This is a genomic window from Bradyrhizobium sp. WSM3983 (assembly GCF_000473045.1).
GTDB lineage: Bacteria > Pseudomonadota > Alphaproteobacteria > Rhizobiales > Xanthobacteraceae > Bradyrhizobium.
This window is the reverse complement of the sequence record NZ_AXAY01000049.1, coordinates 25,536-40,190: the sequence shown is the minus strand read 5'-3', so window position 1 is coordinate 40,190 and position 14,655 is coordinate 25,536. Positions and strand designations below refer to the sequence as shown.

18 protein-coding genes and 3 pseudogenes are annotated in these 14,655 nt (G+C 59.3%); 8 read left to right on the top strand and 13 right to left on the bottom strand.

The annotated features are described in order from the left end of the window. Positions 1-204, top strand: a 204-nt coding sequence (locus YUA_RS0138875; RefSeq protein WP_027535472.1) for a hypothetical protein, incomplete at its 5' end; no start/stop codon positions are given. 525 nt (positions 205-729) lie between these two features. Here the strand turns inward: YUA_RS0138875 and YUA_RS0138870 are convergent. From YUA_RS0138870 to YUA_RS50680, 4 genes and pseudogenes are all read right to left on the bottom strand, one after another. Further along, a complete protein-coding gene (locus YUA_RS0138870; protein ID WP_027535471.1) occupies positions 730-951 on the bottom strand; it encodes a hypothetical protein in 222 nt (73 codons plus the stop codon). Then, positions 948-1,091, bottom strand: coding sequence for a hypothetical protein (locus YUA_RS50690; protein WP_245285373.1), 144 nt, complete (start codon positions 1,089-1,091; stop codon positions 948-950). Before YUA_RS50690 ends, YUA_RS0138870 begins: the two co-directional genes overlap by 4 nt. 19 nt (positions 1,092-1,110) lie before the next feature. Next, a pseudogene (locus tag YUA_RS50685) lies at positions 1,111-1,244 on the bottom strand (IS5/IS1182 family transposase); the annotation flags it as partial. Between the two features lie 322 nt (positions 1,245-1,566). Further along, positions 1,567-1,680, bottom strand: a pseudogene (locus YUA_RS50680) (ATP-binding protein); the annotation flags it as partial. 509 nt (positions 1,681-2,189) lie between these two features. Here YUA_RS50680 and YUA_RS0138850 point away from each other — a divergent pair. Further along, complete coding sequence (locus YUA_RS0138850) at positions 2,190-2,444, top strand: hypothetical protein (RefSeq protein WP_027535469.1); 255 nt, start codon at positions 2,190-2,192, stop codon at positions 2,442-2,444. Positions 2,445-2,512: 68 nt separating this feature from the next. Continuing rightward, positions 2,513-2,776 (top strand): hypothetical protein, encoded by a 264-nt coding sequence (locus tag YUA_RS0138845; RefSeq protein ID WP_027535468.1) that lies wholly within the window; start codon positions 2,513-2,515, stop codon positions 2,774-2,776. Positions 2,777-2,856: 80 nt separating this feature from the next. On the opposite strand, the gene YUA_RS0138840 is transcribed toward YUA_RS0138845, so the two are convergent. The 4 genes from YUA_RS0138840 to YUA_RS49395 all read right to left on the bottom strand — a co-directional run bounded on the left by YUA_RS0138840 (position 2,857) and on the right by YUA_RS49395 (position 5,378). Beyond that, on the bottom strand, positions 2,857-3,069 hold the full coding sequence (locus tag YUA_RS0138840; protein ID WP_156947588.1) for a hypothetical protein: 213 nt from the start codon (positions 3,067-3,069) through the stop codon (positions 2,857-2,859). Positions 3,070-3,117: 48 nt separating this feature from the next. Continuing rightward, entirely contained in the window at positions 3,118-3,339 is a 222-nt protein-coding gene (locus YUA_RS0138835) for a hypothetical protein (RefSeq protein ID WP_156947587.1), read from the bottom strand. 927 nt (positions 3,340-4,266) lie between these two features. Then, positions 4,267-4,533, bottom strand: coding sequence for a hypothetical protein (locus tag YUA_RS0138825; protein WP_371259942.1), 267 nt, complete (start codon positions 4,531-4,533; stop codon positions 4,267-4,269). A gap of 551 nt (positions 4,534-5,084) precedes the next feature. Next, the gene (locus tag YUA_RS49395; RefSeq protein WP_084293149.1) at positions 5,085-5,378 is read right to left on the bottom strand and encodes a hypothetical protein; all 294 of its coding nucleotides are present in this window, start codon (positions 5,376-5,378) and stop codon (positions 5,085-5,087) included. 133 nt (positions 5,379-5,511) lie between these two features. Between YUA_RS49395 and YUA_RS0138815 the strand changes: the two genes are divergently transcribed. The 4 genes and pseudogenes from YUA_RS0138815 to YUA_RS0138800 all read left to right on the top strand — a co-directional run bounded on the left by YUA_RS0138815 (position 5,512) and on the right by YUA_RS0138800 (position 7,444). Then, on the top strand, positions 5,512-5,847 hold the full coding sequence (locus tag YUA_RS0138815; RefSeq protein ID WP_027535463.1) for a hypothetical protein: 336 nt from the start codon (positions 5,512-5,514) through the stop codon (positions 5,845-5,847). 2 nt (positions 5,848-5,849) lie between these two features. Beyond that, positions 5,850-6,299 (top strand): hypothetical protein, encoded by a 450-nt coding sequence (locus tag YUA_RS52435; protein ID WP_035972877.1) that lies wholly within the window; start codon positions 5,850-5,852, stop codon positions 6,297-6,299. Beyond that, positions 6,263-6,517: pseudogene (locus YUA_RS49385) on the top strand (hypothetical protein); the annotation flags it as partial. The gene YUA_RS52435 and the pseudogene YUA_RS49385, both read left to right, overlap by 37 nt. Before the next feature lie 147 nt (positions 6,518-6,664). Beyond that, entirely contained in the window at positions 6,665-7,444 is a 780-nt protein-coding gene (locus YUA_RS0138800; RefSeq protein ID WP_027535461.1) for an MmgE/PrpD family protein, read from the top strand. A gap of 244 nt (positions 7,445-7,688) precedes the next feature. Here the strand turns inward: YUA_RS0138800 and YUA_RS0138795 are convergent, their stop codons facing one another. Together YUA_RS0138795 and YUA_RS46440 are read right to left on the bottom strand one after the other, a co-directional pair. Beyond that, positions 7,689-8,123, bottom strand: a complete 435-nt coding sequence (locus YUA_RS0138795) for a hypothetical protein (RefSeq protein WP_027535460.1) — start codon at positions 8,121-8,123, stop codon at positions 7,689-7,691. Between the two features lie 143 nt (positions 8,124-8,266). Beyond that, positions 8,267-9,004 (bottom strand): lytic transglycosylase domain-containing protein, encoded by a 738-nt coding sequence (locus tag YUA_RS46440; protein WP_245285372.1) that lies wholly within the window; start codon positions 9,002-9,004, stop codon positions 8,267-8,269. 883 nt (positions 9,005-9,887) lie between these two features. On the opposite strand from YUA_RS46440, the gene YUA_RS47595 reads away from it, so the two are divergent. Next, positions 9,888-10,685, top strand: a complete 798-nt coding sequence (locus tag YUA_RS47595) for an alpha/beta fold hydrolase (RefSeq protein ID WP_084293147.1) — start codon at positions 9,888-9,890, stop codon at positions 10,683-10,685. A gap of 244 nt (positions 10,686-10,929) precedes the next feature. Here the strand turns inward: YUA_RS47595 and YUA_RS50675 are convergent, their stop codons facing one another. The 3 genes from YUA_RS50675 to YUA_RS0138760 all read right to left on the bottom strand — a co-directional run bounded on the left by YUA_RS50675 (position 10,930) and on the right by YUA_RS0138760 (position 14,070). After that, positions 10,930-11,148: a hypothetical protein gene (locus tag YUA_RS50675; protein WP_156947586.1), complete on the bottom strand. Its 219-nt coding sequence runs from the start codon at positions 11,146-11,148 to the stop codon at positions 10,930-10,932. A gap of 256 nt (positions 11,149-11,404) precedes the next feature. Then, complete coding sequence (locus YUA_RS0138765; protein ID WP_027535456.1) at positions 11,405-12,910, bottom strand: adenylate/guanylate cyclase domain-containing protein; 1,506 nt, start codon at positions 12,908-12,910, stop codon at positions 11,405-11,407. Between the two features lie 44 nt (positions 12,911-12,954). Further along, positions 12,955-14,070 carry a substrate-binding protein gene (locus YUA_RS0138760; protein ID WP_027535455.1) on the bottom strand — a complete coding sequence of 372 codons (1,116 nt, stop codon included), beginning with the start codon at positions 14,068-14,070 and terminating at the stop codon, positions 12,955-12,957. Positions 14,071-14,655 lie beyond the last annotated feature (585 nt).

Below are 14,655 nucleotides of genomic sequence, written 5' to 3'. Positions count from 1 at the left end.
TTCCAGCTTGCCGATCGGCTCATTAAGGCGGGAAAATACTTCGACATGCTTTATGTGCCCGGTGCAGATCACGGAACACCGGGCAGCTATACGCAGCTGAAGGTCTTGGAGTTCTTCGTCCGTAACATTCTCGAGCAGACACCGCCGAACTGGAACGCCAGATCAATCGAGCCAATGAAGGGCAAATCAGGTCATGATGGCTGAAGACCCATCGTGAGTCACGCCCGAGGCCGTGAGGCTTCCACGAGCGACTTCCCGAAATTGAAGCTGTTCTCGCTATTTTCAACGATAGCGGTGCGCGGACATCGCTACATACGGCGATCGTGCTTTCATCCTGATCGGTGTGCGGCGCTCCCGTACAGCCGCGCGCCTTGATCGCGATACTGAAGTCCTGGAGCGTGTGGTTTTATGTCGGTCTCGGATCTCCTTCGACAGGCCGTGTATCGGCGCGGGGTCCCGTTGCCGATCGGCAACTACCACAGGTGACATTAGAGGGATTATACTCCGGCGCCAATTCACAGCGTTTCAGCAATTGCAAACTCACTTTGCAGTTTGGGCGGCAGGACTTGGTCGGAGCCGGGGCTAACGCAACGGGCTGCAAACCAACTTTGCAGCATCATTCGCTCTCCCGTTGATTGGAGCAATCGCGAAGTGCGAACCGTACGCGCGGGACCGAAATCGAAGAAAGAGGTAAGCCGCCCGTACTGCAGCGATACGCGATTGTTGAAATCACCCACGTATTTTGGATGCTTTCCCCCGCCGTTTAGCCATTTCGCGGTGAAAGGTCACCAGGGCAGTATGCGATACGATCGAATCGACGCCCGCATCCTTGAGATCGTGCAAAAGAAGAACCGCCTGACATCGAGCGTGATCTCCTCGAGGGTAGCCGCCCTCACCTCGCGTGACGAATTCCTTGCCGACCTGCTCGAAGCTGATCTTGATCGGGGTCATCGCGCCTCCGCCGTCTTCCCAGGATGGAAATAGTTGAACGCGTTGGTGTAGGTGTCGGAGGCCTTGATCTGACCCGGCTTGAACAGGCCATCCTTCTCTAGCCAGTCGATCCATACCTGGCTTTCTCGGTCCGAGATCATCCGCCCTTGGTCGCGACGCCCCGTCCACCGAGAAATGATTGTTCGACAACAACCGCTTCAGTTTCGGCTGCCAGAACCGCCGCCAGGAACCTCGCGGCGATCTCCCCCTCCAACAGTCGGTCACGGTTCTTGGAGAAGGGTTGAATGGTCCCACAGCCGCCCCGGCGAATGTGTCGAGCGTCATCTGGCGGGCTTTGCCGGCATCCTGCAGGTCGATGCGGATTCCGACGAAGTCGCCCGGATGTACCGACTTGAAGTCGCCCAGGGATTCCGAGACGATGTCGCCCACCTCTCCGATCTGATCTCGCCCGGGGGCGAGGCGTTCTGGCCGGTTGGTTCTCTGGCATCGGTCAAGCCGCGTGGTCAATCTAGAATCGCGGCTTGAATCTACCTTTTCTTTTGCTGCGGTTGCTGCGGGCATGTGGGCACGCTTGGCGTTGTCCAATCGAAGCGACATGTCCACAGCGCCACGGGCTCAGGCCTTTCGGGCGGATTGCCGGGTTCGGCGCAAGCTTTCGCCGAAGAGATCGAGCCGATGGGCGTTGTGGACGAGGCGATCGAGGACGGCGTCGGCATAGGTGGGGTCTCCTCATTCGATCAGGAGCACCTATGAACCACGGTTTTGCCCGACGGAGCAAGTTAAATTCGGAATATCGGTAGTTCTCTGTTCTAGATTGAGCTACCGTTCCGCGGCCCGTTGGAGGAACTTTTCCGATTTACAAAGTTATTGCGTTCGTCGTGAGCGGCGTCTCTTTTTGGGGTGAGTAATGCGCGTTTTTCGAATCCAGACTGAAGGCGAGATCCCAGAGCGGTTGCCAGGCGAGAACAGTCTCGGAGTGAAGCTGACGATTGTTCTCTTGCTCGGTACGATCTTCGTGGCGACGGGCGCGTGGTTGTACTTCCTGTATCGGGCAGCAGCTTGGCTACTCGCCTAGTCAGCAGGAGCCCTCAGGCTCCGCCGTCGACGGGCTGAAGATTTACACCGTGAACAAGCGAGTCGTGCTTTTCCACACCCACGACCGGCAGTAGTTCACGTTCATCCTCAGCCGCTAGGAATCGACAATTTGACTTTGGCCCCTGCCGCATTTCGATGGCGGCATGACCAAGGCAGAGAACCGAGCGGCCGCGAAGGCGTACCACCAAGAGCGGATGCGCAAACTCGCTGAGGAGGCGCGCGCTGCCGATATTGCCGCAGACCTGGCCGAGCTCGGCCGCTTACGCCATTACCTCATCTTCAGCAGAAAGGATTGGCGCGCTGACCGCGACAAGCTCATGACGGCCATCGACGACTATGTTGAGGAGATGACCGGAGACCGGACCGCGCTTCACGCAAAGAACCACAAGTGCGGATAGCAAGCCCTTCTACGGCAAAACCGCGAATCGTCTATAGCTCGGCAGCATTTCCGGCTGGGGGCCGATTCATGAAACTGGCCAGTGAACGTCCGTACGCGAATCCAGAGGCGGCAGCCCGCAAGCTGGTCGAGCTCGCAAAGAGTGTTGAAGCTGTCCAGGACGGGCGCATTCACATCGAGAAGATCAACGCGCCGTTTCTCCGCACCCTCAAGGCAACCGGTCCAGAGTTCGGCGCGGGCATCAAGCATGCGATCGAGAAAGGCTGGCTCGAGCTGCACGAGAGCGGCACCTATGTGCGACTGCTTACGTTGGGGGATGGCCCGCCGGCGTGACCGGCGAGAAGCTCGGCGACCGAACCAAGCTCCACCCGCCGCACCATAGCTGCGGATAAAAAATGAAAGGGGCCGCTAATTCAGTGCTGCGCGTTACCGCCCCCTTGCACAATCGCATCCGTGAGAGCTTCGACATGCTCTGAGAGCTCGCGAACGCGCCGGGCGATCCGTTCGATTTCCACTATGTCCACGGGCTTTGAGGCGGCGGCGAGGTCAATCTGCTTATCGAGAACCTTGAGCTCGACCTTGCAGCGATCGAGCTCGGCGTTCAGCGCTACGAGATCATACATCACCGGCCTCCAGCTTCACAATGCGGCCTACCTGGGAAAAATACGGGTGGTCTATTCGCCCCTGATCTTCTGCTCGATGTAGTCGTTTACGGCTTGGGCGAAATCATTCTGAGCGTCGATGACGGCGTTCCGCTGTTCCAGCACGTCCAGCTGGAGCAAGCGCAGGCCGCTCACCTGTGCCTTCTGTGGCGTCGAGTCCCAATAGACATCGACCGCCCGCTGAGCGAACGGGATGTTTTTCGCATCACCCTTGTCGATGAGGCGTCGAAGCATGCATCTGCAGTCTTCAAGATGCGGCATAGCCGAACATAGCAGATTCGAAATCAGGCCACTGCGGCTTTCGACCTAGCCCCCAGCACCAGCATAAGAACGTTCCGTCAAACGAGAACCAGGGCCGCAGCGCGAATCGGCGGAACTTTCGGCTGGCATCGAATCGCGCGCTAGGTGATAACTCTCTGAAGTCGGGGCCGCGCGAGTTGCCCTGCGATTTGGGTGGAAGGCCCGCCCGCTAGCCAGCGCCGGCGGCGCCTTTCCTCACCAGCGAATTAAATACGTTTCCAACTGTGACATAGATGACATTGCGCTGCGGTAACGTTGCAGTAGTTTGCTGCTCACCGGGGCTGGCTGCATATTTCACTTAGATCATTTTACCCGGACTTTTTGACACGGCGCGGGCCGCAGCGATTGAGTTCGCTGCGGCCTTCGCATGTGTCGATCCGTGGACCAAAGAAATTGCCGCCGACATCGTGAGCCGGCGGCGGGAGTTTGCAGAGATATAGACCGGCGGGCACCGGTCGCTTGAGGTTGACGTAGCATGAGTCCCGCCAGCGTGAACCGCTGGCCGCTTGTCACTGGCTCAGCCGATGCTGTGGCGGTCGGAGCTGCTCCAGTCCATCCTCGATCGCTCGGAGGTCCTCAAGTATAGAAACCCGAGACCGAGCCGCGTCGACTCTAGATCTGGACTGTCGCGGTTTGAGCAATTGGTGCCGGAGCTCGCGCATATTCTCCAGAGCTTGCCGGTTCTTCGAAAGTACGTAAGCGGAAACGATCGCTTCAATGCCAGTAGGCATTGGATGCTCCTAATATCCAATTCTAAAATAGGTTGTATCGTACCCTACCCGGGATAATCTGGTATGCACACTTTTGTGCTTGAGGTTAGAGAGCCGGCCAGCCAGCCCTGGTGGCGCTCCGAGAACGTTCCTAGGTTGGTGGCTGTAGACCGGCAGACTTCGCCCAATCGTCGAGGTGACAGGCGACATCTGCTCGCCGCGCCTTCTTGACGAGGGCGTCCCGCTCCGGTCCGGGCGGAAGAGCATCTGCCTGCTCTTTGACTTCCTTGGACCAAGCAGCCAGCCGATCCTGAAGAGTGAGCTGTTGTTTAAAACGCCGCCGCTTCTGCATGGCGAACTCCTTTGCGCTTGAGGAGAGCGGGATCGCAGCTAGATTTTTTTCACCGAACGTAGCCATGGTCCGCGCGCTGTTGACAAAGGGTAACGTTGGACCACTCGCTTCAACCATAACAAAAGTTAGAAATTCTGCATTCCTTCAATCGGTTAGCAACCTACTCATTTTGCACTAGCGAAGATTGACTTGCGATCTTGATGGAGTAGAGCGGGCCGTCCGCATCGCACACTTCCACATTCAGCGGCATTCGGTGGGATATGCTGAAGCCGCTCCTATCGTTTGCGCGCATAGGCGACGGCAGCGGCTATCGGCGCCTCATCAGTGGGGCTTTTCCGGTTGCTGATTTTGCGGCCTGACGGTCATGTTGCTGTCCGGCATTCTGTCTCGGCCCTGATCTCCGTTGGCGTCTTTCCCGCCAGAACTGGAAGTGCCACTTCCACTCCTAGAACTGGAGGATGCGCCAGTGGTTTGGTGCGGGTCGGTGCCGGGCGACGCTGAGCTGGCCGCGGGATCACCCGTCACCGAGCCTCGTCCACTCGGCGCGCCGGCGGGCTGCGCGGCGGCACTGGCGATCGACAAGGCGAGCGCCGCGACCGCGATCGATAGGGATCTGTTCATTGTGAGCTCCAGAGTCGGACTCCATAGGCTCCCCAATGAGTTATTCGGGAGTCCGTTCCTATCGAGCGGTCTTCCGCGCCCTCTTTGCAGCTTTCTTTTCGGCCCGCACTCCCTTGAACTTCTTGGCAGCTTTCTTGGCCTTGCCCGGCCTTCTTGACCGCCATGAACTCGCCCGACGATCTATCGCGCTTGGTCCAACCGGAAGCGCCGCCGATCGTGGTCTTCGTTTGCGAACGTTTCTTCACGGCGCCCTTGCGGGCGTTGTCGCCGGTGGGCTTGTTGACTGCCATGCTACCTCCGTTGAGTCGTTCACCGCTATAAAAAGCGCTGGCGAGACAGGCATTTCCAAACACTGGAACGAATCACGGCACGTCAACTTGAATCCCGGTTCTGTGGCGTGGAGTTACTTATGCGTCAGTCGCGTTGGACCCCTCCCTCGTCCCCAGCGACGAGCCGACCGTCTACCTGGTGGCAGATGATTTCGGCAGAGCGGGGCGCGCCTGGCGCGAAACCGATCTGGAAACGTCAGACCTCGAAACCGTCATTCAGGATCTGATGTCCGGCGAGTACCGCCGGCCGATCAGGGTGATTGCCTTCAACACGGCCGAGCGCTGGTCCGAAGACGTCTCCGAGGATGTCGCCCGCGAAATCCAGCATCGCTGCAATCTGCAACTGAGCAATGTCCCCTCGCACCTACAGGAGTTCGTCGATCGCTACGCAGGACAGGATCTGCGGCAGTTCAGCTTGCGCCTCGTGTAACCATGGCTTTCCGACGGGAAAAGTCGGAAGCGCTCGGCGTCAAGGCGCCCTTCCCCGGCTTCGTCGCCCCGGCGCTGGCAACCGCGATCGAGCGCGTCCCGTCGGGCAAGCGCTGGATTCATGAGATCAAGTTCGACGGCTATCGTGTCCAGGTCCACCTCGCCAACGAGGCCATCAAGGTCTACACGCGGCGCGGCCACGACTGGACCCGCCGCTTCAAGAATCCGATCAATGGCGTGGAGCCTGAGCGCTCCGAAGACGACATCCAGCGAGAACAGCTAGGCCCCCGTGGGGTACCGGGGAAAGAGAGCCCGGCGAAAATGACGCCTCAGCGTGAAAAGAAAACGCTGAAGACTGCAGGCAGACCTCGGCAGGGGCGACCAGGACCGCCTCGTGTACTTCGCTTTTGGCAGCGATGCCAGGGTTCATTAAACCCCAGCTCGCAACACTGAAGATGAGGGCCCCTTCGGGGTCTCAATGGATTCACGAGGTCAAGTACGACGGCTACCGCATCCAACTCCGCATCGACGGAGATGACCGCAGGGCCTACACGCGCAATGGCCATAATTGGGTGAACAAGTTCTCCGCTATGATCGTGCCGGGCGGCGGCATCTCGCCCGATGGCCAGAGCTGGGTGTCCTGCCGGCCGGGGTTCTTCCTGCCGGTGCGCGCAGGCCGCAGGCCATCGCTCATTGTGGAGGCCTGCGGCCGTTTAAACACTAGTCTAGTCGATCTCCAAGCGCGTTAGAAGTAGACGCTTGGAATATCCGGAGCCCGTGGCTTCACAAGCTTTGTCGTCAATAGTGGCGCGATCAGCATGATGAAAGCTATGGGACTTGCTGCCACTGCGGCTGACGGCGTTTTCGCAACACGGCTCGCCGCGCAGGGCTTCACCGGCCCGTCCGGCACGTTGGAATGGCTGGCGTCGAAAATGAAGCCTAGCAAGGAGGGTTTTGCCGTTGACCTTGAGCTCGCACGATATCGGCTGCCCCGGGTGGCATTCAAACGCTTTCCCATTCAGATCGAGTTGCAGGCCGTGGCAGAGGCTGGCGCGTCGCTCTCTGCAAAGATCAAGGGCCGCACACAGGATATACGGGCGATCACGGTTGAGACCTATCCCGGAATAATCGAGCGCGTTGCGGATCCTGCGAAATTCCGACCACAGACAAAGGGCACCGCCGACCATAGTCTTCCGGTCTGCCTCGCCATGGCTCTTCTCGACGGCGATGTGACGGTAGCTCAATTCGAGAAGGATCGCTGGCGGGCCCAGGACGTGATGACGCTGGTGGAAAAAATATCGGTGAAGCCCGGCGAGGCGCTCATAGCCAAACTCCCCAAGGGACGCGGCGCAAACATAGAGATTGTGTTCACGGATGGTCAGTCCTTGCGTGAGACCGTGGAGGTTACCGAAGGCGACGCGGAGCGCCCGCTGTCGAGATCGTCGCTCGAACGCAAGTTCATGAACTTCGCGGTGTCTGTCATCGGCAAGACCGGCGCTGAACGCGTCATATCAGTCGTCGATGGTCTCGAAGAGCTAAAAGATGTCCGGGAATTGACCCGAGCCCTCAAGGGGACAGGAAAACCAAATCCGACGTGAACCTGAACAACCCGGTCTCCAAAAGGGAAATGCCAATGTCGGCTGTTGGCCCAAATGCGAACTGCGTGATGTCCGCGATTTGATCGCTATCAGGGGAAAAGGCGGGCGTCGTGGACATCGCGTATTTGTAGAGGCGGAGGTCCGAGGCGGGCGCTGCTAGAGCTGGCGGGCACGGCAGAGAAGCTCGGCGACGCGATTTGCTGTGAGCGGCGCTACTTCACCCGCACACAATTAGCTGGCGCTATTACTGCGTCAGAAATCTATATGCGACAATCAGTGCCGCCATGCTCGCGAAAATCAGCAGTGCCGAAAGCGATTTTCCGATCATCGGCCTCGTCGAATGGCGCGCAACCGATAGACCGGGCCGAGGTTTAGGCCCACTCTGGAACCGCACGCCTTTGTCCCCTGTCGTTGGTGTGCGAGCCTTTAGTTCCGGCGCCGCGCCCACGCCTCCCATCTCGCTGTAATAAGCGCTGTAGACCTCGCGAACGGCCAGGGCCGTGGACTCGGCCTCGCTCATCGTCTCAAGTCGGGTTCGATAGTTTGTCAGAAAGCTTTGTGCGTTTGACGGAAGGTCATCGAAACCACCCAGCTTGGCCATCATGAGCCAAGTGGCAAAATCCGCCTCGGCCTTCGTGCGAGCTCTCTTGGCGATACTGGTGTTGGAGCTAGAGGACATGGTGATCCGATTGCCGAAACCTGATAATCCGCACCTATCTCCTCAAACTGATGAGGATTGAGTGAAACGACGGGAATTTATAGCAGTTACTGTGGCGCTGCTGGTTTGTCCACGGCATTCGCGAGCGCAGGGGACGTCTCGCTTCACGAGCGCCCCGCCGATTTGCCTACTGCCATCTTGCGATCGGCCCAGTTCTTGATATCGCCGACCGTCATCACCTTGAGGAACGGATTGGCGTTGACCAACTTTTCGCGCGTGGTCCGACCTGTCACGTCAGCGGCGGCCATGAGGGAAGCAGCATCGACAGTTTCTGCACCGGACAATAGAGCCACGGCGCCCGCCGGTCCCGCGAAATGGGCAAGATAGAGAGAACCGGGCGTAATCGGCAGACCGCGCTTGTTCAGCATCGCGGCATATTCCTCGACCAGCCGTGCGGTGATCTCTCGCACAAGCTCGGCATCTCGCCGCAAGTCCAACACTTCCTTGTCGCTGCGGCCCTGGATCAGATCGCGTCGATGCCTTCGGATGGCTTCGAGCCACGTGTCATTGAGAAACTGGGCGGCGCCAGTCGCGCTCGACCGCTTATTTCTTGCATTCGGGTCACCATTGGACTCGGCTATGATAATGCGCTCGACCAACGCCTCGGCGGCCGTCGTGTCGATCGGTTTCCTGTTCAAATGAGCGTCGCGAAACAGGACAAAACTTGCGACGAAAGCTAGGCCGATCGCCACTCCAAGAACGAGTGTGATGGATTCCGCCGACAGCCAGTCCCGCGCGGCGACAACGGACCCTCGCTCGTCCGGGCGAGGTTGCCGGATTTCGCCGCCACGGCCTGTTTCCTCCGACCTATGCGCGAGGAGTCGTGGGTTCCCGTCGGCCATTTCACCGATGCAGAGGAATCGTTGGGCTAGGTCTGGCATCCCGTAGACAGGTTCAATGCTTTGAATAGGCCATCGAAGGCACCTGACCGGCAGACCTTCGCGACCGGTTTGGCGCGGTTGGCACTCGTAGTTGCCTTGGAAGTTCCCTGCCTAGGCCGAGGCCTGGGCAGCATGACCACGGATGGTCCCCCGCTTGCACTGCGCTTGTGTTGCTCGATGATGTTCGAAGGCTCTGGCGCAGCTGTTTGATCGGCTGGAGGCATCGGTTCGCTCGAGGAAACCGGCTTCGGCGCTTCAAATTGCATGTGCGGGATTTCGAGCCGGTCTGCGGTCGTCAGCGTATCGTTTGAGGCGCGTAACCCGACGGTCACCTGAGCGGGCGGCTCGTTCACGGGCTTTGTCCTGCGCGGCGGTGTCTCGAACTCCATCACCGCGAGCGTTCCGAGGCCAACAAGGATGAGAGCAACTCTCATCTGATTCCACGCTTTCCGAACGAGAAGCCTCGCTCAAGCCTGCCGGAAATAAGCTCCCGAAAATCGGAGAAACGATTGCAAACATCCAATAAGGCGGCTTAGCGGCAGAGCTGAACCAGCCGGCGCTGGTTACGGGATAAGATCAGAGACAGGGTTAACGCAGGCATGCGAACTGGCCTGCTTGAGCAAACACCGTTGCGGCTTCTGCCTCGAACCAGCGTGTCCGGAATCACCTCCGAACCGGACGTGCGTCGGACATGCCAGAGATGACCAAAATGACCCGTGGCGGAAGTCACCGCCGGGCCACAATATTCCTTCGAAGCCCGCCGAACTTGTCTTCCATGAATCCAATTTTGACGATTACATTGTCGCACTCGTATTGCGCCACATTTTTTGCAGGGAGGGAGTTCATGACTTTGTCAAACGTCACCCGCCGCAGATTGATCGGCAGCCTCGCCGCCGGAGTAAGCGCGGTCTCGGTAACTTCATCAAGCATTAGCGCACGTGCTCAACAATCCGCGCGCAAGACTTTTGTTCTTATTGGCGGGGCCTTTTACGGAGCTTGGTGTTGGCATCGCGTCACCGAGAGGCTCGAAAAGCAAGGCCATAAGGTCTATGCGCTTACACTTACGGGATTGGCAGAACGCTCGCATCTCCTCAGCAAAGACGTAAATCTCGACACACACATCACAGACATCGCAAATCTGGTAGAATGGGAAGACCTCACAGACATTTGCCTCGTTGCCCATTCGTACGCCGGATGCCCCGCATCGGGCGCGCTTGAGCGCATCGGAAACCGTGTGTCATCTATCGTCTGGGTTGATGCAACAAAGCCCGTCGACGGTCAGTCATTCCGAGACTTGGTCTCCTTCCCGATAGAAGAGGGGGCGATCAGCCGTCCAGCTCCCAAAGCACTCCCTCCGGCGGCCTTTAGCGACCCCAAAGACGTTGCCTGGGTTCTATCGAAAGTAACCCCACAACCGATTGGCACATGGTTGCAACCGGTGAAGCTCTCCGGCGCACGCGAAAAGGTCGCGAAGAAGACCTACATCCGCTTACCCAAATTCCAGTTGGCCGCCTTGGACAAAGCGGCAGGGGAGTGCAAGTCCGATACGTCCTGGACCGTGCTCGAAAACACCACGTCTGGCCACTCAGTTATGATCGCCGAACCGGATTGGTTGACTGACGTGCTGGTGAAAGCAGCGTGAGATCGATCTGATCAGGAGCAACTTCTGGAATCGCATGATGCTGAACTGTGGCTGAGCGATCTGTCTCGCTCGGCTCTCGAGCGAACGACTTCCGCTCGCGGTCCACTAGACTAGCCGAACATCGCTCCTGCGGTCACGGCGTCGACTGTCTGGTGTGATCCGGGCATTCTCCGGCGACTTGCCTTGACCGCTGCTTTTGACCCGACTGAGAATTGGCGCGGAGCTTCTGTCTCGGGTTTTGCTTTTAAGACCACGGCGGCTCTTCGCTCGCCCCGGCTGTCTCGTGGTGGATCGTGACACTCGCCGAACGCAACCCGGCCAGCAATACGGTTCTTACAGAGGCAGGATCGAATCCAATATCCTTGGCGTTTGGTGGATGTGCTTCGCTACCCTTCAGCCGGAGCGCCAAGTGCAATTGCTCGCAAAGGTGCTGAACGACGAGATTGACCTGATCGTCAGTCATGATCTGCTTTTCCTGCTACCATTTTGCTATCCAACTAGCTAGCACACATGAAAACAGGGCGGTACGCGATTGGACCGCCCCAAGGATCAACCCCACGCGATTGCCCATGGGCAGGCTCCCAAAATCGTCCGCCTATCGAGGGCAGACCGGAAGTGACTGGTGGGCGACTAGAACGACGCTTTTCACACAGAGCGGACGATTTCGGTCTGTCGTCGAGGAACCGTCGGCCTTGGCCTCGCGGTACCACTGCGGTCGTTTATGTCTGCGTCTGAATGATCGTTATGCGATGGACTTCCATCTTTTGACCGATGCCCTTCAGGTTCTCGTAGTTGCGCGACACCGAGCGTGAATTGACGATGTCACCGACGCCCGGCGCCTCCATCACCGTTGCACTGATGCAAACTTCGTCGACGTCGGCGAGACCTTGCACGCGTGCGGCGATATTCACGTCCTGTCCGAAATAGTCGATCCGGTCGTTGAACGTCACCGCAATCGCCCGACCCTTGTGGACACCGACCTTGAGGCCCAGCGGCCGCGAAGCGGTCCGGTTGAATCGCGACAGTTCTTCGATCATCTCGATGGAGGCGCGAACGGCATCCTGTGGACGCTCGAAGCCGGCCATGACCGCGTCACCAATCGTCTTGATGATGGTGCCGGATCGTTCCCGGATGATCTTGTTCAAGATCTCGAAGTGTTGACGAACCAAAAAATACGCGTTCACGTCACCAACGCTTTCATAAAGCGGCGTCGACTGCTTCAGATCGGTGAACAGGTAAGTCATGTCTGAGACTTTGAGGGTCTCGCCCTCATCCACCAGCTGCGCCTTGTAGAGTTCGCGGAAGCTCGGGGTCAGCAACAACCGCCTGCCGGAAAGGAACGGTTCGTATTCGACCAGATGAGGCTCGAAACCGAAGGGAAACTGGACGAACCAGAAGCGACCGCGATCGCCGGTGCGGTTCTCGATTCGGATGGTGTGCTTGCCGGGGCTGAGATCGGCCGTCTGCCGGAACGAAAAGCGTCCGTCGCCGAGGACCATGTCTCTCGGTGCCGTAGGCCGGTCCGGTACCAGAAGGCGGCCCGACTCGAGCTGGACCAACGTCTCTTGCGGGTCTGCCGGCTCCCCATCCGCGAAGAAGACCAGAAGGAGTTTGTGGCTCAGGTCCAGCACCTCGAAGCGGCCAGCTGTGACCTCGAAGTCGAAGCTGCGGTGCTCATAGGCCTCAATATCGGCGAATCCCCGTGAGAGCGCAGCAACGAGCTGCTGGTGCGTCATCCCGTGCGGAGCGATGAAGCCCTTGGAAAAGTTGTAGCGCAGGTAAAAATCCTCGACAGACAGCATTTCGGGATGGCGGAATATGATGTCGCGCACGCCGCTCGAGACCGTAAAGGCGACCTGAATGTAGTCATCCAGCGCCGCATCGTTGATGGCGTTGCAGAACGCGCACTGAAAGCGTGGATGGACCTGGTCGAGCTCGCGAAAGCTGCCGGCGACCTGCGGGCAATAGGCGCAGATGAGCAGCCAGTCCATCTCGAACAGGCCCACCTTGGCCGCGTGCACGAACAGCTCTATCGCGTCCGCCTCGGGCAGGTCGACGGCGCCGCCGTATTGGATGGGATTGACGCGAAAGAGATCATAGTCGTCGGCGGTACGGATGAAGCGTTCGAGCTCCGGGAGAACGTTCGGTGCCCAGCTTCTTGCTAATCCGAGCGCGCCGAGGCGCTGGCTCAGGAGACTCTCGTTGACCGGAGACGGGACACTCATCTCATGCACCCTACCTGACGACTACGCTATCGGCCCCGGCCGAGCTACGCGGCGAACGGCACCATCGCCTCGTTCGGGTCGAGGGCCTCCAGGCTCTCGACGATCTCAAAACGGCCATTCTTCGCTTGGGCGATGTACATGTTCATGCGCACGTGGTGCTGGCCGGGAACCATTTCCGCCGGACCGCCCGGCCCCTCGGCGATCCTTGCGTGATCAAGCGCCGCGATGACGTCCTCCTGGCGCAGCGAGCCCGCCTCGTTCACGGCCGCCGCCCAGAGCTTCATCCCTCGGTAAAGGCCGGAGCAGGCGCTGCCGCCCGTGAACTGCTCCTTGCCGGGATAGCGTTTGTCGTATGCGCTGAGCAGCGTCTTGCTGAAGGGATCGCTGACGTTCTGGTAGTAGTCGAGGCAGCCGTAGAGGCCTTCCACATGCGGCGGCGGCAGCAAGCCGAGCAGGTTCTCGTCGAAATAGGTGCAGATCAGCTGGCCGCCGCGGTTCTGAAAACCGGCGTCATGGAGTTGCGCGAAGAACGGCACGACACCGGGCGGAACGATGGTATTGAACACCACCTCCGCTCCGCTGGACATGATCCTCCCAACCGTCTCGCCGTATTCCACGTGATCGAGGGGATAGTATTCCTCGCCGACGATGCTGCCGCCAGCGGCGGTGACGAGCCGGCGGACCCTCTCGTTCATCACGTGCGGCCAAACGTAGTCTGCGGACGGCAGATAGAATGTCTTGGCTCCGGTTTTGCGCATCAGCCAGGGAATGAGCGGGTCGAGCTGCTGCGCCGGCACCGGGCCGGTGCAGAAGATCAGCGGGTCGCATTCCTGCCCTTCGTATTGCTCGGGGTAGACGTAGAGCGTCCTGCCCGTCACGACGGCGGGGCCTTTGATGGCCTGCCGCGTGGAGCTGTAGATGCCGCCGAAGATCACATCAACCTTGTCTTGCGCCACAAGCTTGGCCGCCTTGGCCTCCGCGACGGCGTCGGTCGTTGCGCCGTCCTCGAGATAGAGCTCGATCTTCCGCCCCAGCAGGCCGCCGTTGGCGTTGATCTCGTCAATCACCATCCTCGCCACGTTGGCATTGGCGCGGCCCATGAACGAAAGTGCTCCTGTCTCTTCCGCGATCATGCCGACTTTGATGGACGCTTGTGTCATGGCAGATACTCGTGTGAGCTTGCGCCCGCCAGCGTTGCTTCGCCGCCCACGTCGAGACCGGGGGTGTCGGCAACCGGCATCGCCTGCACGCAGCAGCGAACTCTCGCTACTGAGCGTGGCCAAGTCGGCCGCATCGGCAAGCACAATCAGAAAGTCGGCGAGTCGAGCTGCCCGTGCGGGGCACTTAGTTCCAAGTTTCGCGACAACGCGCCCAATGTATCCGCCATTCCGCCCTTGCCGCAAGCAACCAACGCATGCGTCCGAACGATTTGGCCCGAGAAACAGTCTTGGACATTTTTCCGTTGCTGGCTCGAGGGCGACAACTGATCGACCGTCCAGGCAAGCTCGATCTTGCGCGGGAAACGCTCGTAAGCGGTAATGATCCGCAGCCTTCGGGCGTCTATCCGGCGCGAACGACATACTACCGCTAATGGCCTCAGCTGGACAACGAACGGGCCGCCGTCATGTCGGCTGTCTGAGGGAGACCGGACGTTGTATGATGGTTGCGTTGACGGGTGCTCCTGACCCGCAGCCGACGCCGCGAACTCGATAGACACCCCCGGTTCCGACGCATAGACTTGCCTC